Genomic DNA, 19939 nt, shown 5'->3' with positions numbered 1-19939 from the left:
AAGCCTGGTCCGGACTAAACTATAAAGAAGACGGTGATTTGTATATGAAGGCTGATGCTCTGTTGAGCTTATTCCTTCATATACCTTTCCCGGAAGAACTTCCGGATCATGTATGGGCAATGAAGTGGGCACAGCTCAGCTGGCTTGCAGACAAAGGGCTTTTAAGTGTTAAAAAAGATATGTTATGACAAACGGGGAATCTATTGTGATTAATCTTGCTGCCAGGTATGCAGCTGCTTTTGGGATCATAGCCATAAGCAATAAGATTAACCAGGTAGTGGCAATAAAAGAGGATAACAAGTATCAGGTAGAGGTTTATGAGGACTTTGATGGCACTTTTGAAGAAGTGTATATGGAGTATAATGATAAGGAGCTGAAATTTTCCGGAATGCTTGAGGGTGATACTTCTTCCATTTATGCACCGCCACTAATGATAAATTTCTCAAAGGATAAGAATCTGATTGAAACCGATGTTTCCGGAGGTGATTCTGTAGTTATCGAACGCTGGGGAACAAAGCCCTGGAACATAGATATCAGAGGAATTCTGATCGATACAGAAGTTCATAACTATCCATCTGAAAAGATAAAAGAGCTTTGCCGGCTATTTAATCATAATGATATTATTTCCGTTGTTGGCCAGCAGTTCTATGAAAAAGATATTAAAAGTATCTATTTAAAATCAGTCGATATCACTCCGGTTGAAGGCTTTGCGGACACTATCCAGTTTACGTTGAAGGCTAGCAGTATTAACCCGGTAACCTATACACTTTTAAAGCCAAATGAATAATGTCATACTATCATTATTATAACATTGATGTCAGGATTACCATTGCCAGAAAGCTTCAGTTTTCAGTTGTGAAATCAATTACCATTGAGAGCACGATTGAAAAATTTTCTGACACTGCAAAAATAGAGCTGCCCAGGGAATTTAAAAACGCCAAGCTTAACGATAAAGGTGAATCGATTGCACAGAAAAACCTTCTGGATTATCTGCAGGTAAATGATTCGATACTGATTGAGGCCGGATATAATGGAGAACTATATACAGAGTTTTCAGGATATATAACCGACATAGGTGCTGAAATACCAATTATTCTGGAGTGTGAAGACGAAATGCTGAAGCTTAAAAAAATGCCGATGATCAATAAAACATTTTCATCGACAACCTTAAAAGAGGTCCTGAAGTTCATCGCTCCGGGTTATGAAATTGAAGCTTTGGATATACCTCTGGGTAAATTCCAGATCGAGAGAGCAACCCCTTACCAGGTAATTGAAAGCCTAAAGGAAAAGTACATGGTTAGATGCTTCTTTAAAGATCGGAAGCTTTATGCCGGTTTAACAGTGGATTTTAAACCTCAGGCAGTACATGATTTTACATTCGGGAAAAACATCCGGGAGAGTACAGATCTGAAGTATAAAGTCAAAGACTCTAGGAAAAGATTTATTAAGGCGGTGTCCATGCAAAAAGGAAGTGCCAGCAAAAAAGTAACCTATGAATTCGGTGATCCGGGAGAAAGTGAAATATCGCTGCACGCTCCTTTAAATCTTAATCAACAGCAGCTTAAAGAATGGGCAGAGAAGTATTATAACTCTATGGTATTTGACGGTTACGAAGGAAGTATTGACGGCTGGTTCTTCCCCAGGACAGAACCTGGAGACTCAGCAAATATAAAAGATCCTAACTATCCTACAGGATATCGTGACGGACAGTATTTTATTGATGGTGTAACGACCACCATTAATGAAACAGACGGAATAAAAAGACAAAATAAAATTTCATCAAAAATCAAAAGCAATGAAGAATATAATCGGCCTACTTATGGTCATATTACTATTACTCCCCGGGTGCAGCGCAAAAAGAAAAGCGATACCAACACCGCAGCCGGTGGTAGTAAAAGCAAAGGATAGCACCAGTACTACTAAAACAGTAACAATTTTTCAAAGAGACACTGTTCTGGTAAGCAAACCGGATTCTGTTTATTACGAGGCCTGGATTGAATGTATAAACAATAAGCCGGTACTGCGTGATCCGGTAACTAAACAAACGGAAAATGCTAAAACAAATGTTTCCCTGGAGAACGGAAAGTTATCAGTCCAGGTTATAACAGAAGCCCAGGAATTATTTTTAAAGTGGAAAGAGAAATATATAAAGGAGCATACCAACAGAACTATAGAAACACCGGTTCCTTATCCGGTCATAAAACAGGTAGAAGTTCCTGCAGAACTTACCAGGTATCAAATATTTTATCTCACACTGGGGAAAATCGTCTTTTGGGGACTTCTGGTGTTTATTATAATTAAAATACCGTGGAAAAGTTTATTGAGGTAATCCGAAATCAGGCTGCCAGATCCGGAAGTGTAAAATACCAAACCTCCATCGGAACTGTAGTTTCTATTTCAGGAATGACTTGTACTGTATCGCGTGAAGATCTTCCGGATCTGGAGGATGTTCGCCTCAGTGCAATTGACCAGGCTTTTGATGATCAGATTCTGATCTATCCAAAAATAGGCTCTCAGGTTCTTTGCCTGGTTGTGGAAAATGAAGCTGCTGAAACAGCTATTGTAAAGTATACTGAAGTTGAAAAAGTGATCATGACCATATCCGGAGCAAAGTTTGAAATGTCCGGTGGAAAATTTGAAATCAGTAACCAAGAGAGCAGTTTAAAAAAAATACTCTCTGAAGGCTTTGATCAGCTAAAAAATGCAATCATTACCACGCCTTCCGGACCAGGGAAATTTTCCCCTGCAGATAAACTAAAGTTTAATGAATTAAAAGAAGCTTCACAGGCACTGCTTAAGTAATGGAAAAGGAAATTTTAGTACAGAAGATTATTCAGATCCAGGACGAGCTCCGAGAAGAAACGGATGAAGAGAAGGCAAAAGAACAGTTTGCCAGAAAACTTGCTGATGCTTTTGAAGCCTATTTAAAGTCTCTTACAATTTCGATTACAGGAACTTCTAATCAGGGAGCATTTACAGGAACCGGAAAAATACAATAGAATGAGAGAGGATATCAGCTTAAACGAAGACGGATCCCTGGTGATCAGAAATGGTGATTTTGTCATTGGTCCATCCGATACTCAGCATGTAAAGGATATTGTGCTGGCGCATCCGGGAGAGTTTAAAGAGTTTCCCATGTTAGGCTTTGGAGCTCAGCTGCAGTTAAAGAAAAACCCGAACGATCTGGCGTTTAAACGTGATTTAAAGATACAACTGGAGTATGATGGTTATCCGGATCCGGACATAGATCTCTCCGGAGGCTATGAAAACTTAAAAATTAATATATAATGAAAGAATTGCATGTATACGGAAAATATATCTGGACTATTATTACAGCAGTTAAAAAGCCCTCTGTTCTGATTCCTGCAATGGGACTGTCTATATCCTTAAGTAGTTATCATTTAATGATCTTTCTATTATTAGGACTGCTTTTGGCTGATTATATTACAGGTGTTCTTGCATCATGGGCGGTATGGAAGCGTGAAAAGAAAGAAGGAAGATTCAGAACCAATGGCTTTACAAGTGAGAAAACACGCTTAAGCCTTATAAAAATTGTTACTTATTTTTTATTCATAATTCTGTCCTGGTGTTTAGAAATGATATTCCGGATTAAACCTTTTGAGTTAAGCTGGATTGACCATGAAATAACACTCACCTTTATTGCAATGGCCATTAGCTGTGCAATTGAGTTTTACTCCATATTCTTTGAGAATTTACCTCGTGCCGGCTTCAGTATCTGGGGTATGCTAAAAAAGATTGTGAACAAGGCAAAAGAAGCTAAGAAAACTTACAACGATTTCACCAATGGCAGTAACAGTACTACATAATCAATCGCTTTTAGATATTGCCATAAAAGCCACGGGAAAGGCTGAAAATGCCATTTTCATTGCTATAGCAAATAATATCAGTATAACGGATGATTTAGAACCGGGATCGGAGCTGATTATTCCTGAAATGGAATGGGATGCTGATGTGAAAAACTATTATGCAGCCAAAAAGCTGGAACCTGCAACCGCTATCAGAGATAAAGACATTAATTACCCTGAAGGGATTAACTACTGGGAAATAGAAAAGAACTTTAAAGTACAATGAGAACCATTACAGACATATATAATGCGCTTTTAGCCGAAAAAGAAAGACAAGCCGAATTAAGCGGCCTTACATCCAATTCAAAGGCAGCAGTATGGAAATTGATGTTTTATATTGTGGCTTTTGCGATCTATACCCATGAGCAAATATTTGCAGCTCATCAGGCAGAATTGGAAGTCTTACTTAGAAAGGAGAAAGCTCACGGCCTTTTATGGTACAGAGAAAAGGCTAAAGCTTTTCAATACGGTTTTCAGCTCTTACCTGATAAAGATCAGTTTGATAATACCGGAAAAACGCCAGAGCAAATTGAAGCTTCTAAAATTATCAAATATGCTGCTATATCTGAAGACGACAAGGAAAGCCGTTTAATTTTAAAGATTGCCACTGAAACCGAAGGGAAATTGTCACCAATTACAGAAAGCCAGTATAATGGTTTTAGAACATACGCAAACGAGTATAGAGATGCAGGTGTGAAAATCACAATTATTAACTACCTGCCGGATATTTTAAAAATGCATCTTCAAATAAAGGTAGATGATAAAATAATCGATGAAAACGGTTTTCACCGTTTACAAGGGAACAAACCTTTTGAGGATGCTATCAATGAATTTATGAAGGAACTTCCTTTCAATGGTGAATTAATGCTTAATAGCCTGGTAGATAAATTGCAAAAAGTTCCTGGTGTTATTGATCCTTGGTTATTCACTGCGGATTCTAAATGGCTTGATCCTAAAACCGGAGGCTATGGCAACTATGAACCAATATTTATCAGTAAAATACCGGAGTCAGGATATTTCGATGTCGACTGGCCGAGTACAGTAATAGAATATAAAACAGTTAAAAATGTGGTATAAAGTAGATTTTCGCAAACTGGGAGCTTTAAACCTTCCGATAAATTGGAGGTCTCCTTCTATGATTGCAGTTGTTAACGTTCTTACTGCCCACATGGACACTGTAAATGATGAGTTTAACAACAACCGTAATTATAATATAGAGCGTGCAGTACATAATAGCCAGTTATGCAATTTGCGAGGGCTTTTGAATGATAAGTTTGATTCAGACAGGAGGATAACCATAGAAGATCCAATAAATAAACAGGAAACCTACATCTATACGGATGCAGAAAATAAACCAAAATACCTGGGTGAATTAGCCTTATATCCCGCCAGTGAATTTTCGGATGATCAGGTAGATTTCATCGTAAAAGTGCCAAAAGCATTAACAGACTATTATGATCAGATATATAATACTGTAGACTATTACAGACTTGCATCTAAACGCTTTAGAATAGAACTCATATGAAAACATTTAATTTCAATCAAACAGGAGGTTTTAAGGTAACTACCGAAACCCTATCAGATATACAGGACGCTTATTCTATTATCGAAGGCGTTGCAAGAGTAGCCGGTAATCTGGCTATAATTTCCGGATGTACAGAAGCTGGCGGAGGTGCAACGGTTAGCGATGGCGTAGTGATGATTAATAATGAGCTATTAGATTTCAAAGGTGGTGCTAAACAGAATACTGTTATTATTCGTGAAATCATTACCCAGAAGAAATTTGAAACAGGTGAAATGAAAGATGTTATTAAATATCGGTTTGCCACTTTCGGTTTTTCAAATGATTATTTTGCCTGGACAGCCTTTAAAAGAATACCTCCTTTAAATACTCTTGAAGCGAGGTTTAAAAATATTGAAGATTTTATTCCCACAGTTCCGCTTCAGCAAATTGAAGCTCGTTTAACCAAATTGGAGCGTGCATCTAAGCCAATTCTTGACGGGAATGCACCTGTACTATTTATGCGTCCGGCAAATGAAATTCCGGAAGGTTGGGAAGAAGCGACCGAATTTAGAGGACGTTTTCCTATAGGACTAAATCCTGATGATCTGGATTTTGCCCAGGTATTACAAGCTGGAGGAAATAAAAAGCATACACTCACTATGTCGGAACTGCCTAGGCACAGCTTTAAAATATTTGGTGGTGATGGAATGAATACGGCAACAATTGCCAACAATCCAAACGGAACCGCTGCCGGAAAAGGTGATTCACCTAATGACAATGAAGATTGGAATTATACCATAACATCCGCAGGCGGCGAAGCTTGGGCGGGTAACACCAACACTCTGGGTGGTGACGGGGCTCATGATATTATGAACCCTTTTAGAGTAGTAATATTTATCAGATTTAAAGGTTAATATAATGAAAAGACCTCGTAATACATTAAAAACATATTTTCAGAAAGGCAAGAAACCCACTGAAGAACAATTCGGTGACCTTCTGGATTCTTATACTCATAAAGATGATTCTATTTCCATTGATAACGTGGATGCACTTCGGACGTCATTAGACAGTAAACTGGATAAAGGTGCTGAAAGTTCTCTTATTGCTGCCTTTGATGAAAAAGTAAAACAGGCAGAAGACGCAAATAAAGCATATTTAGGTATTGCAGAACAATCCTCTATAGCTCCGGAATTTGGTTCATTCTGGTATAAGGTTGAAGCCGGAAATATAACTACTTTCGCAAACCTCATAGATTCTGCCAGTAATCCAATTAGTACAGTTGCTGATGATTTTGAAAAAGACGGAACTTATTTCGATGTGACAATTGAGGTTAAAAACCGTATAGCAAAAAAAGTAAAGAGCAAAAAGGATTCTTCCAAAACGCCTAAGTGGAATAAAGATGTGCAATACACTAAAGGTACGCAAACCCTATTTTCTGGCCGTATGTGGGAATCTAATACGATTTCTAAAGGTGATCTTCCCGGAGTATCTGATAGATGGGATGAAGTAATAGGGAGTAAGTATACCACTCCTGTGGATATATATGCAATTTCAAGATATATCAGAGCAGATGGTGAGTTTGGCGGTTTTGACGCTTATATCGGTTCTGATAAAGTAATGCTAAAACAAGGCGAAAAGATTTCTGCCAAATTAGTGGGTGAATATATCGGAAATATAGCACTGGGTGTTTGGAGCTTAGACGGTATTTTCCAGCCTTCACAATCTATGTTTTTTAAGGATAATGCCAATGTTCACGAATACAATTATACTGCTACAGGTGATTGTTTAGTTGCTGTGTGTACCCTTAGAAGTGGAGGAACGCCAATAGGCGGGGCAGAAATTGGATATTTTGGAATTACGAATCTTGACATTAATAATGAAAGGTCTAGCAATGGTGTTGCTGGATATTCAGAATTTAAAAAGTTTAAAGACAATAAAACACTTACTATACTTGATAGCTCAATATTTAAGGGGATAGGATATTTTACACCGGAAGGACAATTGAGTGGCTATTATCCGCAATTGAGATTTACTGATTTATTCAAACTAAACAACGGTGATCATGTAGAATGTTTATCCAACATTCAAGGTATACTAGTATTTGAATTGGATAAAAAGACGGTCAGAAACGTGCCTTCACCTATCAATGTTGATGGTGAACCAGAACGTAAATTATTTTCCTATACAGCCGATGCCGAGTGTTACGTAGTTTTTCAATCCGGACTGGTTAACGATGTGCCTTCAGCTTCAGTGAAAGTAATGTCAAATTATTACACTACTCCGCATGACATTAACAATATAAGCAGCTCTAATAGTGTAGCTTCTTACAAAGAGGTAAAGCAATTATTAGATAATAATAAGATTTCTAATTACAGCGTTTCATTTCTGCGTAATGTAGGCTATAATGATGGTCAAGGTGTAAATCCGAGTGTCCCGGATTGGAGGTACTCAAATTTAATATTTGTATCCAAAGGATCGTCTATATCGGCTTATTTAGGCACTGAAAAATATGATCCAGACCCTAACGGCGAACAGGTTAACGTACTTATCCGGGTATATAACTCTGATGGTGTAACGTTAAAAACCGTAATCAGAGGTAATTTCGTTGGAATGGGAACCGTTGGATATGTAACGGAAGAAGATTGTTATATCGGCTTTAATTCCTTTTATTCATCTGCTATGCCCTCTATTACGATTAATGAAGGTAAGATATATGCAACACCGAAGGATATTACCGGAGGCTCTGGGGGCGGTGTAGGAAAGTTTATTCCGAATATAACGGAGAACAATCCAAAGCAACTAATCAAAATAGCTCTTACAACGACTGACCCTATACCAGAGGCTAAAGGAACGCTGATGAAAGGTTCTGGAACATTGGAAATTGATAATGTTAAGTACGATCTATTTATGACGTATGAGGTGCAGGGTTCTTCGTCTGCTGCATATCCGGAAAAGAACTGGACAATATCACTTTATAGTGATGCAGGGTTTACAACGTCTAAGAAAATAAGACTGGCCAATCTATTGCCATATAGTGAATACGTGCTAAAAGTCAATTATATCGATCCGACACATGTAAGGAATATATCAGCAAATCGAATTTGGGAGCAAATGATTCAGACAAGAACAGGATTCCCTAAACGTGAAACTGATTGGGCGCTTATTGGAAAACAACACCCGGAAAACATGGAAACGGGAGCCTTAGGCCATGTTGAAGGTTACCCGGCAATATTAACCATTAACGGGGTTTTCTATGGCATAGGCACGGTTAATATCGGTAAAAAGAATGATAATTATGACTTATTAAAAGATGATCAAACCCATATACAGATAGAACTAGCCAACGCAGTTGATTTTCACCTTATGAATAATACTGAAGTGAGAGTACCTAAGACGGTGATAGCTTTGACAAATCAGAATATACAGAAGTTTGCAACAATGGCGGCCAAAGTAGGTGCGGAATTTAGCGCAGCAGCAAGGCAAATGCTTTGGAGTACAAACGTTGTTGATTTCTACCTGCTTTTAGAATTTTTTCAGTTGATAGACTGTGTTAGTCGTAATAGTCATATCATGAGTTATAATAGCTTTGATAAAGTATTGTTCACTCCGTATGATCTTGATAGCTGGGCAGCCGATGTTTTCGGAAATCCAAGCTCTAACCCTGAAGCTTCCGTCTGGGATACTGCCGTTAATGTTCCGGATAACACGATTATTTTTTGGCGTGATAAGGTAGGCACAGAGTACAGACAGGAAATACTTAATAGGTATGCATATCTAAGAAGCTGTGGAGTGTTTTCGCTCGATAACTTCTATAATGTAACCAGAAATCTAACATTAAAATTCGAGCGAAGTAATTACGAGAAAGATGTCACTAAGTGGAATAAAATGCGAGATAATACTATTCAACTGCTATACAACTACATGGATAGACGTATAAAGTACTTAGATGTAAGATTCGGATATATAAAATAAAGAATCATTATTCCTGGAGGAAAAACGTCCTCCGCTTTAAAAAAATAAAATATAAATATACTATATGAAAACTTACACACAGGCACCATTGCCGTTTCAAGGTCAAAAAAGACGATTTTTAAAGGATTTTAAACAAGCTTTAAAAGAATTTACCCCCCCCATGAAAATTTGATTTTTGTTGATTTATTTGGAGGCTCTGGACTGCTTAGCCACACTGCTAAAAGTCTATTTCCTAGCGCTCAAGTTGTTTACAATGACTTTGATAATTATTCAGAGAGATTGGGTAACGTTGATCGTACAAATGCTTTAATATCTGATATTAGAGGCATTGTTTCTGCAAAATATCCTCAGAACAGCAAAGAAAGGCTTGATAATGTTACACACTCTAAAATTATTTCACGTATTGAGCAAGAGAAAGGATATGTAGATTATATAACGCTTTCTTCAAGTCTTCTTTTTTCAATGAATTATGTCACTAGCCTGGAAGAATTAAAAAAAGAAAAGTTCTACAATAAAGCTCGCCAAAATGATTACAAAGTTGATGGGTATCTGGATGGCATTGAAGTGGTTTGTCAGGATTATAAAGAGCTGTTTAAGCAGTATAAGGGACAAAATAATGTTATTTTTCTCGTGGATCCTCCTTACTTATCTACTGATGTAGGAACGTATAGCAATAAGGATTACTGGAGACTAACCGATTATTTAGACGTATTAGAGACATTAGTGGATACTTCTTATTTCTATTTTACATCGAATAAGTCTTCACTGTTAGAACTATTTAGCTGGTTGGAATTACATTATGGCGCAAATAGTCCTTTTATTGGAGCCACTAAGAAGACTCAAGATGTAGGACTAACCCATAATGCAAAGTATCAAGATATAATGGTGTATAAATTTAGTTCACAAAACACCAACTTACTTATATAGAGATCCGAAATTCTTATCGTTTATACAAGGAAAAGCACGTTTAATTTATCTTTAAACGTGCTTTAATTTTGCCCAGATTTTCCAGCCGATTATTGGAATCCATAGCGATTATTTTTTATACATTTGGTTTTGCCGATTATACATTTTTAAATATATTGTTAGCTAATATAGTTTCAGAATTATCAGCGTTTATATGTATTAATTTTCCCAAACCGAATGTATTGTTTATCTCAGCATTACTGCTATTACTATTCTCACAATTGTTATTGAATACAAGTTTCATTTTATTGGCAGGAACAGATGTAGGTATATTTACAATATTACTTGTATAAAGTAAATAAGAGTCTGATGGGGGAGCAAAAAGATTTTCAGAGTCTTTTATAACAGGAATTGTTAATATTTCCTGGCTGAATATTGTATTTGACTCATAATTATACTGTTTTGAGCCTCCGGTAGGATATGTAATTTTCTTTAATGAGTAAGTCTCTGAAGCAGCTTCATCTACGTTTAAATCTCCTCCATATGGATAATAATATGGCTGACTGATCTCTGAACTTGCAGAGATATTAGGAATAGATGTATTGTTCTGTTTGTTATTAAAATACCCCCAATAATCATGGCTATTAGCATTTCTTGAGGGCATGTTATAATTTTCATAGTATTCAAAGGAATGTTTTTCATTACTTAATAATTCTACTATACTTAATAATTTAAGCCTATATTTTTCTGGAGATTCTATAGCATTATTACTAATGAAATAATTATAATTAAATTCAAAATTTTTAATTAACTGACCAGCCTGATTGTAGATTTTAATGAACTTCAAAGCAACAGGAGATGTCGATGTGAGAGATTCATCTATTCCTTTTAAATCCAGTCTGAAAGCTTTGTTATTAATTAGATTGTTATTATCGGAATATTCGAAGATAATCTTGCCATTTTCAAAATCAATTTGTGATATATAGTTTTCTGTGGTGACATTTGTAGTTGTATATGACTTGTTAACAGGGTTTCTATCATTGTAAGGAACATTGGTCATGTCTCCGGGCATAGTTATTGGTATTCGCACATCTTTATAATAAGAATTAGTAGCGTAATTGACCGGGCGGTATGAATATTTGACTAAATTATTACTAGGAGTTCTAATATTCTCCAGAATGTAAGAGGTTCTTGAGAAATTTACAGGAGGAGGTGTTCCATCCAAACCAATATAGTCGCTAACTTGTGTTGATATCTCATCTCCCTTTTTAAAAGTATAAATGTTGCCTTTTGTATCTTTTATTGTAATACTATTATTGATAACATCTTTTTCTATTTTATCATTTTGATAAGGAATTGTATGAGATCTATTATTTTTATCAAAGAAAAATGTTCCTGATGATGTTGGCAAATTATAGCTATAAATATCAGACTGAGTATCTTTATTTGAATAAACATCTGTAGCTTCTTTTATTTTTTGAAAAAGTGGATCGGTTTCTAAAAATTCCTGTTGGAAATTTAGGATTTCATTTTCTGAAGGCTTCCATATTGTATAAAAGTCATCATCTTTTCCTTTGGTATTTTTTGTTATTTTATTTTTTGTATTTAGTGTCCAACCTAAGCCTACGTTACTTGCGATTTCATTTAATCTGATTCCTCCTGTTGAATAATTTAGAGTAAGAGGAATCTCAATGTCCTTATTTTTTATAGTATATATGGGAATTGATATATTATCCTTACCACTGATAAAGTCTATATCAGTATTTGATATTTTATTAAATGCAAAGGATTCGGGAGTAGTAGGTACTATACTAGGTGTTAATTTGTTTGACTGTGAGTATATAAATCCAAAACACAGTATAAAAAATGATGTATAATTTTTCATATTGAATAATTTTATTAATTAGTTGATGTTTTCTTTTCTCCAACAAAGATCATGGCCCGTGGCGACAGAACTTGACGCATTAAAAAAGACTTTCAGTTTTTTTACTGTAGTATTGAGAAGTTTATTTGTTGAGTAAGACTTTAATCTGTCCTTCAAGTTTTAGAATTCTTTCCTGTTGTTCTTTGTTTTGTTTATTCTGCTCAATAGAATAAAGTGTCAGCTCTTCAATTTTTTGTAAAAGCTTAATCTGGAAATCACCAATGTTTACACCCTCTTTTTGCATTTCAGCAGCCGAGGCAATCTCGGGTAGGTGTTTATTTTCTTTAATATGTTTTTCTACATTTTCCAGATTGGGTAGTTGATAAGTATCTTCAAAAACAAAATCTGCGGTTGGGGTGGTGGTGACTTTAATTTCCTTGGCTTCGAGTTTACCTTGAAGAGAAGCATTTCCATTAGTGTTAATTCTTAAATGCTCTTTAAAATTGCCACTTGAAATATTGTTCCTTATATCAGGAGTGTTCCATGAACCTAAAATAATTGGATGGTTAGAGCCTGAAGAAATGACAGGGCCAAATCCTCCCTTTTTAACAAGACCTAATCTTGATTCTCCTTGGGCATCTACTCCGATATAAGAATTATCAGTATTTGAATATACAGAACCATTAACTTCAAGTTTTTCTGAAGGAGTAGTTGTTCCAATCCCAATATTACCATCGGCAGCAATAGTCATTCTAGATGTTTTGTTGGTAATCAAACTATAAGGATGATTGGTGTGGGTTCCGGCTAAACCTCCGGCAGGAGCAGAAAAGATGTCAGTATTATGAGACCACATTCCGGTTGTAATATCAGAGGTAGTGGTAATTAGCTTAGAATTAGCGGTTCCTTTTACTTCTAGTACTTTATTCCAGCTTTCTGTATTTTCAGGAGTAGTTGTTCCAATCCCTACATTACCATTATTGGTAACGATACCTGTGGGAAAGTTTAATTCGCCTACAGTATTTTTATATGGAATAGTAACCGTTTTAGTATCTGAAAGAGGCTCGTCAGCAATACTCCAGTTGGAAAACCATGATATATCTTCACTCAAACCATGGGCAAAACCTCTTACCGTAAATCGATTGAAATATTTTTTTTCATTGATGAAGATGACAACTTTACCATTCTCATTGGAAAGTTTTACTTCCGGAGTATAGGCACCAAAAGAAGAAATACTATTGTTAATAAATTCATTTTCGTATATGTACCAGTTGAATATTAGCCCAATAGGTTTTCCATCAAAATAATTATAACCTTCAATAATAATGGTAGGCATTCCCTGTTGGTTAATAAACGGGATATTGGTTTTTATTTTTACCCCATGTACCGGAGTATCATTAAAACTGTAATTGATAATAGGGTTGTAATTCTGAGCTTTTATAAGTTCTGAAGAAAGAATGAGTATACTTAGAACAATGAGGTATTTAAGTGTTTTCATAGTTTTATTTTTTTAGGGATTTTATTTCATTTTCGAGTTGCAGGATTCTCTTATTTTGCTCAATAGAATAAAGTGTGAGCTCTTCGATTTTTTGTAAAAGTTTAATCTGGAAATCCCCTATGTTTACACCCTCTTTTTGCATTTCAGTTGCCGAGGCAATCTCGGGTAGATGTTTCTTTTCTTTAATGTGTTTTTCTACACTTTCCAGATTGGGTAGTTGATAAGTATCTTCAAAAACAAAATCTGCGGTTGGGGTAGTGGTTACTTTGATTTCTTTGGCTTCGAGTTTACCACTTACACTTACATTACCATTGGCTCCGTTAATAATAAATTGTTTACCCCAATCCCAATCTAGTGCATCATTTTTAGGAGCAATGTGCAATGTAGTTCTACCATCATCAGGAGAATGAAAAATCCAACTATTGAGACCTCCACTAATGATATCTTGGAATCGGGCAGAACCATTTACATCCAATTTATACTTGGGAGCCTCATATCCAATCCCAACATTTCCATTGTCTTGGAGAAATAATGTGATATCACAAATACCACCCTGGCAGCGATTAACAGCATCATATCGATAAAAGCCTAATCCCTTAGCCCATGTATTTCCTTTCCATATAGCCCATTCTTTTACTTGTCCGGGTTGCGTGTAGGCATCATCAATGAAACGTAATCCCGTCGGAATATAGCCTCCGTTTCCTCTTATAATAGGGATGTTTTCATTAGCATGAATGTCTAATATAGCTTGTGGAGTAGTTGTCCCAATTCCTACATGTTTGAATTCCGGATTGGTGGTTGCTTGTACCTGCCCTTGCGGTGTACTTAGTTGAGCAAAGTGAAGTCCCGGTAATATGAATAATAATATACTTAGCTTTCTCATGATATTTTATTTTGTGTTGGTTGATTGTTGAATATTTTTTTCCAGATTTTTAATCTGTTCTTGCTGCTTTTCTACTAGGTGGAATAATTCTTTGTTTTGCTTATTCTGCTCAATAAAATAAAGTGTCAGCTCTTCAATTTTTTGTAAAAGCTTAATCTGGAAATCTCCGATGTTTACCCCTTCTTTTTGCATTTCAGCAGCCGAGGCAATCTCCGGTAAGTGCTTCTTTTCCTTAATGTGTTTTTCCACATCAGCTAAGTCGGGGAGTTGGTAAGTATCTTCAAAAACAAAATCTGCTGTTGGAGTAGTGGTCACTTTAATTTCTTTAGCTTCGAGTTTATTGGTAACAGAGACATTTCCTTCAGCACCGATTTTTAGAGCTTGTACGGATTTACCAGCATGATCTACTGTATTAAATACAATGAGATTATCAAGAAGTCTCATATAAGAAGCTCCTTTTGTACTATTGTAGCGAGAAAAAGGAGTAACATTATTCCAGTGGTTAATATTGTTTCCAATACCTACACCATTGAAAGTATGACCAGGTTCCGATGCCCATAAGCTTAAGTAGGCTGGAGCATCAGCACCATCTCCAACAGAATGCAATAGTAAAGTGGTATCTCCATGTCCTCCATAGATATTTAGCTTTGCCTGAGGGGTAGTTGTTCCAATCCCTACATTTCCCAGTATATTTTGGTCTCCTGAAAATTCATTGCTACCTTTTGTAGCCAATTCCTGCCAGTTATTCCATACACCAGCGTCACCGTTTCTTGTTCTGAAGGAAAGATGATTGCCTTTATGAGGTCCATAATCAGCACTAAGCTGAGTATCATAATTATTTGAAAAGCCTCCAAAACTTATTAAGGCTCCATTCCATGGGGTACCTGATGTTTTGTAAGCAAAAGTATATCCACCTGTAAAAGTATCGGCTGCTCCCGGATTAATTATTGATGGAACAGGATTCAAGCTCTGGGCAGACAGCCCAATAGAAGTAATTAGGGTGAGTAATAAAAATGTGTTTTTCATAATATTTTAATTTTTAAAAGGTTAATAATTGTTTCATTTGTTTCCATTGTGGTTTACGGCGGTTTTGTGATGTAGTGTTTCATAAGCTTTAAGTTTGTAAGGTTTTAAGGAGTTGAGGTTTTAAATGAGAAGATTGGTGGCTGTTATCAGTTGCCGGTTGTTAACCATCAACCATAGTCCGATAACCATCAAGGCAAATATCCTGGCTCGTGGCGTCAAAACTTGACGCATTATATTTTAGTTTGGATTTTTTTTAATAGAATGATAGTTTTTTTACTGTTTTCGGGTGCTGTATAGTCCCCGGGATTTATTTCTTGCAGATTTAATAAACAGTTAAAAAGAGCTACAATGAAAATATATAACTTTGACCAAACGTTAGCCAGCCATGTTATATATTATAATGGTAGTAATGCTTCAGGCACTGATCACGCTTGCATTATTAATGTGTTTAATAAAAAACAGAAAATCTCTGCTCAATATGCTATTGCTCTATATTCTGGTAGTAGTGCTGGATATGGGATATGAATACTTTATTATTCAGAAATTTGGGTACGAATGGGTGATGTATGAAATTCCGGGTAGCCTGCGTGTTTTTAAGGGCTTGATTTTTCTTTATGCCACAGCATACCTTATTAATGCCCGCTGGCGGGACAAACTGAAATATCTTATACCGCCCTTGTCTTTGGTTGTGGTGCACCATACAGTAGTGGTATCGGCAAAATTACTCGATCTTTCTTGGGCAGATGCTGCAATAGCCTCTTACAAAGCCTATTTTATTTACTATACTTATTACTGGATTCTATGTCTTGCTTTGTCTATTTTTCTTTTAATAAAACATCGGAAAACTATTAATCATGCTATAGCCAATAACTTCAGATATCTTTTGTGCTATATCCTTGCCAGCATTCTCATTTTATATGCCATCTCTTATTCTTCATCCGACAGAATACAATATCAGAAGGTTTATATCCTGATGTTTCTTATTCAGTTCGGGTGGATATTGTACGTTTATATTTTAACGTACAAGTTCAGGCTGAAAGAAGAACGCGAAATTATTCAGCAATCTTTAGAGTCCAAGGAAACATACCAGTATAAAGACCTTTCAAAAATAGATTTCGATTCACTACAAAAAGCTATAGAGTATTTTTATAAAGAAACTAACGTTTATCTTGATGAGGAATTTACATTGGGTCAGCTTGCAGATCATCTGGAAATTAGTAAATCAGATCTTAGTATAACTTTTAATAAGTATCTGAATTCCAACTTCCATGAGTATACCAACAGAAACCGCATTATGCATTTTAAGCAGATTCTGACACAGGATCCTTCAGTGAATGTTACCAATCTTGCATTTCAGTGTGGCTTCAAATCTAAATCCACTTTTTACAAATATTTTAAGAGAGAATTTAATTGTCTTCCTTCAGAGTATTTGCCTAGTTTACAATAATTTAATATTTGTAACTCACTGATGTTCAGTGATTTGTTTTTGGAGTTTTCGGATTTTAGTTGTATGAAATTTTAATGAACTAAAATTTTGGGGTGGACAGACATCTTTGTGCAAAATTTTACGAAGATGACACGAAAAAGACTTTTGATAACGAAAGCTGCATTTTTCTTTTTAGGTTCTTTTGCTTTTGCCCAGACCTCCGTCAGCGGAACTGTAACAGATAATGAAGGTAACCTTCCCAATGCCTTGGTATATATAGAAAACAGGCAGGAACGCATAACCTCTAATATAGATGGTTCCTTTATTCTGAATAATATTCCGGACGGATCTTACAAACTGATTATAGAATATAAAGGCTATGACAATCTTTCCGTTCCTTTTACAATTTCGGGAACCACTCCGGTAAGTTTAGGACTGATTAAGTTAGGTGGTACAAAAGTTAAAGAGAATAATATTCAGGGAGTTGTTGTTACCAGCGTATACAAAGCTTCTCAAGCCAGAGCTATTACCATGAAAAAGAATTCCAATACAATCACAGAAGTTCTTTCTGCAGATGCTATTGGAAAATTGCCGGATCGTAATGCTGCCGATGCTGTACAGCGAATGCAGGGTGTATCTATTGAACGGGATATGGGCGAGGGACGTTTTGTTGCTGTAAGAGGAACACCTATACAATGGACAGCTTCTACACTCAATGGAAACAGAATGCCCAGTGCCAGCGGTGACAATGCTAACCGTGGAATACAGATGGATATTTTTCCATCGGAGCTAATTCAGAATGTACGTTTGTCCAAAGCGCTTACACCAGATCTTGATGGTGATGCTATCGGGGGACATATAGATTTTATTACCAAAACATCACCTAATAAAGAAGTTTTAGCAGTAAGTGCTGCCAGCGGATACGTTAATATGGCTAAATCTCCGACTTATAATGCTTCTGTGGTCTATGGAAATAAGATTACCAATAAACTGAAATTTATTACTTCTGCTGTAATCTGGGAACGCTCTACTGCTATAGACCAGATGAGGAATATCTTCAATTACGGACTTGCTGATAAAACCGCTTCTTATTCTGTTAATCAGTTACAACTTCGGGATTATCTGGCCAACAGAAGAACTTTGGGTTTTAATATGGGAATGGACTATGAGATCGACAGCCGGAACAAGTTATATATAAGAGGTTTATATAGTCAATATAAAGACGGGCAGTCTGTTCGGGAAACTTATTTCAATTTTGATAATAAAAATGTAACACTTCAGGCAAGACATGCAGATTATCTCACGGATCTGTATTCTATGGAATTAGGCGGGAGTCATCAGGCTGGTCAGCGTATGGAAATTACCTGGTCGTTATCAAAAGCACGTTCAGAGTTCAGATTCGACTCACCGAATAATCTCGAGAAATCGGAGCGGGGATACCCTATTGTTAATTTTATCCAGCCAATGACGTACGGAAATCTATCTGCAGATGGCAGAAAATATATGGCAATGGATGCTCCGGATGGCATTGGAGATACAGGTGATTATACATTGCCACATCAGCAAAAACCAATTGCAGCAGATCAGTTGAGGCTAAACCAGGTAATTCTTAGCCAGAATCATAACAGCGAAACAGATTTAAGAGGACAAGCAGATGTAAAGTATAAGGTATCGGATAATTTTGAGTTAAAGTTTGGGACAAAATATGCAAATAAAGAAAAAGTAGTAGATGCCAGTGTATTGGTATGGATGCCCAAATCTTCATTAGGAATTCCGGGTAGCCCTGTTACTTATATGAATCAATTGGAGCGCGAAGGATTCCCATATAAAGGAGGTTTTATGAATCCCCTGGGCAACCCGTATAATGCTGTTATTATCGATCAGATTACCAATGGACAAATCGATAGCATGTATGATGCTGCAACACAAAACCGTTTGGGGCTGATGCAGGTAAGTAAAAAAGACAGTAATTCCAATCTTACAAGTTCTTACCGTGGTACAGAAAATGTGTGGGGGACTTATATAATGGGAACCTGGAAAATTACTGACAATTTTCAGTTGTTGGGAGGGGTTAGAAATGAATATAATGATATTACATTCTGGGGAAAGAAAGTCGTTGCGGATAAAGCAGAGGATATAAAGGATAGTAAAACTTATAATGTAGTCCTTCCGATGGTCAATGTAAAATGGAACCTAAGTAAAGATCGTATTCTTCGGGCAGCTTATACCCGTTCGTTTGCAAGACCAGATTTCAATGATCTTAATCCGGGGACTATTATCAATGATATCACCAATACAGTCAATCAGGGAAATACCAAACTGGAGCCTACATTTTCAAACAATTTTGACCTGATGTTTGAAAACTACTTTGGCAAACTGGATCTTGTTACAGCGGGAGTTTTTTATAAAGATATTACCAATCTTATTTACAAAGATCAGTCTATTGTGGATGTTGGAGGCAGGCCTTATACATTTACTTCTCCCAAAAACCTGGAAGGTGCCAGCCTTTTTGGTTTTGAAGCAGGGATCTCTAAACGTTTTGAAGGCCTTCCCGGATTTTTAAAGAACCTGGGTTTTGAAGGAAATTATACCTATATCACATCCAAAATGAGGATGCCTGTATATGAAAACGGAAAACAGACGGGCACTATGACGGCTACTATCCCTAATCAGGCGAAGCATATATTCAATGCTATATTATTTTACGAAACCAGCAAATTTATGCTGCGCTTTGCAGGAAATTATAAAGGAAACTACGTGAGCGAAGTAAGAGCTGCAGCTGGGCCGGACCATTACCAGTATTTTGATAAAAACTTCACGGTAGATGCTTCTGCATCCTATAGTATTAATAAAAATATTCGTCTGTTTATAGAACTTAACAATATTTTCAATGAACCCAACCGCTATTATATGGGCGTAAAGAGCCGTGTTGAAAACATCTCTTACTCAGGAATCAGAGGACAGATGGGGATCAATTTCAATTTTTAGTCAGAAACA

The 19939-nt window shown here is 36.4% G+C and carries 20 protein-coding genes; 16 read left to right on the top strand and 4 right to left on the bottom strand.

The window, feature by feature from the left end; all coding sequences use genetic code 11:
* The first annotated feature begins 44 nt into the window (after positions 1 to 44).
* The 14 genes from ATE49_RS20185 (at position 45) to ATE49_RS08050 (ending at position 10269) form a co-directional block, all read left to right on the top strand.
* A complete protein-coding gene (locus tag ATE49_RS20185) occupies positions 45 to 188 on the top strand; it encodes a hypothetical protein (protein ID WP_155759298.1) in 144 nt (47 codons plus the stop codon).
* Positions 185 to 787, top strand: a complete 603-nt coding sequence (locus ATE49_RS08110) for a DUF6046 domain-containing protein (RefSeq protein ID WP_065081761.1) — start codon at positions 185 to 187, stop codon at positions 785 to 787. The genes ATE49_RS20185 and ATE49_RS08110 overlap by 4 nt, the downstream gene beginning before the upstream one ends.
* Entirely contained in the window at positions 787 to 1908 is a 1122-nt protein-coding gene (locus ATE49_RS08105; protein WP_065081760.1) for a hypothetical protein, read from the top strand. Before ATE49_RS08110 ends, ATE49_RS08105 begins: the two co-directional genes overlap by 1 nt.
* On the top strand, positions 1886 to 2329 hold the full coding sequence (locus tag ATE49_RS08100; protein WP_065081759.1) for a hypothetical protein: 444 nt from the start codon (positions 1886 to 1888) through the stop codon (positions 2327 to 2329). Before ATE49_RS08105 ends, ATE49_RS08100 begins: the two co-directional genes overlap by 23 nt.
* A complete protein-coding gene (locus ATE49_RS08095) occupies positions 2308 to 2802 on the top strand; it encodes a hypothetical protein (RefSeq protein WP_065081758.1) in 495 nt (164 codons plus the stop codon). The genes ATE49_RS08100 and ATE49_RS08095 overlap by 22 nt, the downstream gene beginning before the upstream one ends.
* Positions 2802 to 2999, top strand: coding sequence for a hypothetical protein (locus tag ATE49_RS08090; RefSeq protein ID WP_065081757.1), 198 nt, complete (start codon positions 2802 to 2804; stop codon positions 2997 to 2999). The genes ATE49_RS08095 and ATE49_RS08090 overlap by 1 nt, the downstream gene beginning before the upstream one ends.
* A 1-nt stretch (position 3000) precedes the next feature.
* Positions 3001 to 3288: a hypothetical protein gene (locus ATE49_RS08085; protein ID WP_065081756.1), complete on the top strand. Its 288-nt coding sequence runs from the start codon at positions 3001 to 3003 to the stop codon at positions 3286 to 3288.
* The gene (locus ATE49_RS08080) at positions 3288 to 3827 is read left to right on the top strand and encodes a phage holin family protein (RefSeq protein ID WP_065081755.1); all 540 of its coding nucleotides are present in this window, start codon (positions 3288 to 3290) and stop codon (positions 3825 to 3827) included. The genes ATE49_RS08085 and ATE49_RS08080 overlap by 1 nt, the downstream gene beginning before the upstream one ends.
* Positions 3805 to 4092, top strand: coding sequence for a hypothetical protein (locus ATE49_RS08075; protein ID WP_065081754.1), 288 nt, complete (start codon positions 3805 to 3807; stop codon positions 4090 to 4092). Before ATE49_RS08080 ends, ATE49_RS08075 begins: the two co-directional genes overlap by 23 nt.
* Positions 4089 to 4943: a hypothetical protein gene (locus ATE49_RS08070; protein WP_065081753.1), complete on the top strand. Its 855-nt coding sequence runs from the start codon at positions 4089 to 4091 to the stop codon at positions 4941 to 4943. The genes ATE49_RS08075 and ATE49_RS08070 overlap by 4 nt, the downstream gene beginning before the upstream one ends.
* Positions 4933 to 5391 (top strand): hypothetical protein, encoded by a 459-nt coding sequence (locus tag ATE49_RS08065; protein ID WP_065081752.1) that lies wholly within the window; start codon positions 4933 to 4935, stop codon positions 5389 to 5391. The genes ATE49_RS08070 and ATE49_RS08065 overlap by 11 nt, the downstream gene beginning before the upstream one ends.
* Positions 5388 to 6284, top strand: coding sequence for a hypothetical protein (locus ATE49_RS08060; RefSeq protein WP_065081751.1), 897 nt, complete (start codon positions 5388 to 5390; stop codon positions 6282 to 6284). The genes ATE49_RS08065 and ATE49_RS08060 overlap by 4 nt, the downstream gene beginning before the upstream one ends.
* A gap of 4 nt (positions 6285 to 6288) precedes the next feature.
* Positions 6289 to 9342, top strand: a complete 3054-nt coding sequence (locus tag ATE49_RS08055) for a CotH kinase family protein (RefSeq protein WP_065081750.1) — start codon at positions 6289 to 6291, stop codon at positions 9340 to 9342.
* 168 nt (positions 9343 to 9510) lie between these two features.
* Positions 9511 to 10269 carry a DNA adenine methylase gene (locus ATE49_RS08050; RefSeq protein WP_221407066.1) on the top strand — a complete coding sequence of 253 codons (759 nt, stop codon included), beginning with the start codon at positions 9511 to 9513 and terminating at the stop codon, positions 10267 to 10269.
* Positions 10270 to 10405: 136 nt separating this feature from the next.
* Here the strand turns inward: ATE49_RS08050 and ATE49_RS08045 are convergent, their stop codons facing one another.
* From ATE49_RS08045 to ATE49_RS08030, 4 genes are all read right to left on the bottom strand, one after another.
* The gene (locus tag ATE49_RS08045; protein WP_065081749.1) at positions 10406 to 12133 is read right to left on the bottom strand and encodes a hypothetical protein; all 1728 of its coding nucleotides are present in this window, start codon (positions 12131 to 12133) and stop codon (positions 10406 to 10408) included.
* Positions 12134 to 12254: 121 nt separating this feature from the next.
* Complete coding sequence (locus ATE49_RS20560; protein WP_260255983.1) at positions 12255 to 13607, bottom strand: hypothetical protein; 1353 nt, start codon at positions 13605 to 13607, stop codon at positions 12255 to 12257.
* 4 nt (positions 13608 to 13611) lie between these two features.
* On the bottom strand, positions 13612 to 14490 hold the full coding sequence (locus tag ATE49_RS08035; RefSeq protein WP_065081748.1) for a hypothetical protein: 879 nt from the start codon (positions 14488 to 14490) through the stop codon (positions 13612 to 13614).
* A 6-nt stretch (positions 14491 to 14496) separates the two neighbouring features.
* Positions 14497 to 15516, bottom strand: coding sequence for a DUF3450 domain-containing protein (locus ATE49_RS08030; protein ID WP_065081747.1), 1020 nt, complete (start codon positions 15514 to 15516; stop codon positions 14497 to 14499).
* Positions 15517 to 15901: 385 nt separating this feature from the next.
* On the opposite strand from ATE49_RS08030, the gene ATE49_RS08025 reads away from it, so the two are divergent.
* Both ATE49_RS08025 and ATE49_RS08020 read left to right on the top strand, forming a co-directional pair.
* Positions 15902 to 16963: an AraC family transcriptional regulator gene (locus tag ATE49_RS08025; protein WP_065081746.1), complete on the top strand. Its 1062-nt coding sequence runs from the start codon at positions 15902 to 15904 to the stop codon at positions 16961 to 16963.
* Between the two features lie 126 nt (positions 16964 to 17089).
* Complete coding sequence (locus tag ATE49_RS08020) at positions 17090 to 19930, top strand: TonB-dependent receptor (RefSeq protein WP_065081745.1); 2841 nt, start codon at positions 17090 to 17092, stop codon at positions 19928 to 19930.
* Positions 19931 to 19939 lie beyond the last annotated feature (9 nt).

This window comes from Elizabethkingia miricola, assembly GCF_001675285.1.
In the GTDB taxonomy this organism is placed as follows: Bacteria; Bacteroidota; Bacteroidia; order Flavobacteriales; family Weeksellaceae; genus Elizabethkingia; species Elizabethkingia miricola.
Note: the sequence above shows the minus strand (reverse complement) of the source record. Positions and strands in the feature narration are given on the sequence as shown.

Excerpts from the sequence above, each read along its gene's own strand:
- ATE49_RS20185 (WP_155759298.1), top strand. The coding sequence starts at position 45 with ATGAAGGCTGATGCTCTGTTGAGCTTATTCCTTCATATACCTTTCCCG.
- ATE49_RS08110 (WP_065081761.1), top strand. The coding sequence starts at position 185 with ATGACAAACGGGGAATCTATTGTGATTAATCTTGCTGCCAGGTATGCA.
- ATE49_RS08105 (WP_065081760.1), top strand. The coding sequence starts at position 787 with ATGTCATACTATCATTATTATAACATTGATGTCAGGATTACCATTGCC.
- ATE49_RS08090 (WP_065081757.1), top strand. The coding sequence starts at position 2,802 with ATGGAAAAGGAAATTTTAGTACAGAAGATTATTCAGATCCAGGACGAG.
- ATE49_RS08085 (WP_065081756.1), top strand. The coding sequence starts at position 3,001 with ATGAGAGAGGATATCAGCTTAAACGAAGACGGATCCCTGGTGATCAGA.
- ATE49_RS08080 (WP_065081755.1), top strand. The coding sequence starts at position 3,288 with ATGAAAGAATTGCATGTATACGGAAAATATATCTGGACTATTATTACA.
- ATE49_RS08075 (WP_065081754.1), top strand. The coding sequence starts at position 3,805 with ATGGCAGTAACAGTACTACATAATCAATCGCTTTTAGATATTGCCATA.
- ATE49_RS08070 (WP_065081753.1), top strand. The coding sequence starts at position 4,089 with ATGAGAACCATTACAGACATATATAATGCGCTTTTAGCCGAAAAAGAA.
- ATE49_RS08065 (WP_065081752.1), top strand. The coding sequence starts at position 4,933 with ATGTGGTATAAAGTAGATTTTCGCAAACTGGGAGCTTTAAACCTTCCG.
- ATE49_RS08060 (WP_065081751.1), top strand. The coding sequence starts at position 5,388 with ATGAAAACATTTAATTTCAATCAAACAGGAGGTTTTAAGGTAACTACC.
- ATE49_RS08055 (WP_065081750.1), top strand. The coding sequence starts at position 6,289 with ATGAAAAGACCTCGTAATACATTAAAAACATATTTTCAGAAAGGCAAG.
- ATE49_RS08045 (WP_065081749.1), bottom strand. The coding sequence starts at position 12,133 with ATGAAAAATTATACATCATTTTTTATACTGTGTTTTGGATTTATATAC.
- ATE49_RS20560 (WP_260255983.1), bottom strand. The coding sequence starts at position 13,607 with ATGAAAACACTTAAATACCTCATTGTTCTAAGTATACTCATTCTTTCT.
- ATE49_RS08035 (WP_065081748.1), bottom strand. The coding sequence starts at position 14,490 with ATGAGAAAGCTAAGTATATTATTATTCATATTACCGGGACTTCACTTT.
- ATE49_RS08030 (WP_065081747.1), bottom strand. The coding sequence starts at position 15,516 with ATGAAAAACACATTTTTATTACTCACCCTAATTACTTCTATTGGGCTG.
- ATE49_RS08025 (WP_065081746.1), top strand. The coding sequence starts at position 15,902 with ATGTTATATATTATAATGGTAGTAATGCTTCAGGCACTGATCACGCTT.
- ATE49_RS08020 (WP_065081745.1), top strand. The coding sequence starts at position 17,090 with ATGACACGAAAAAGACTTTTGATAACGAAAGCTGCATTTTTCTTTTTA.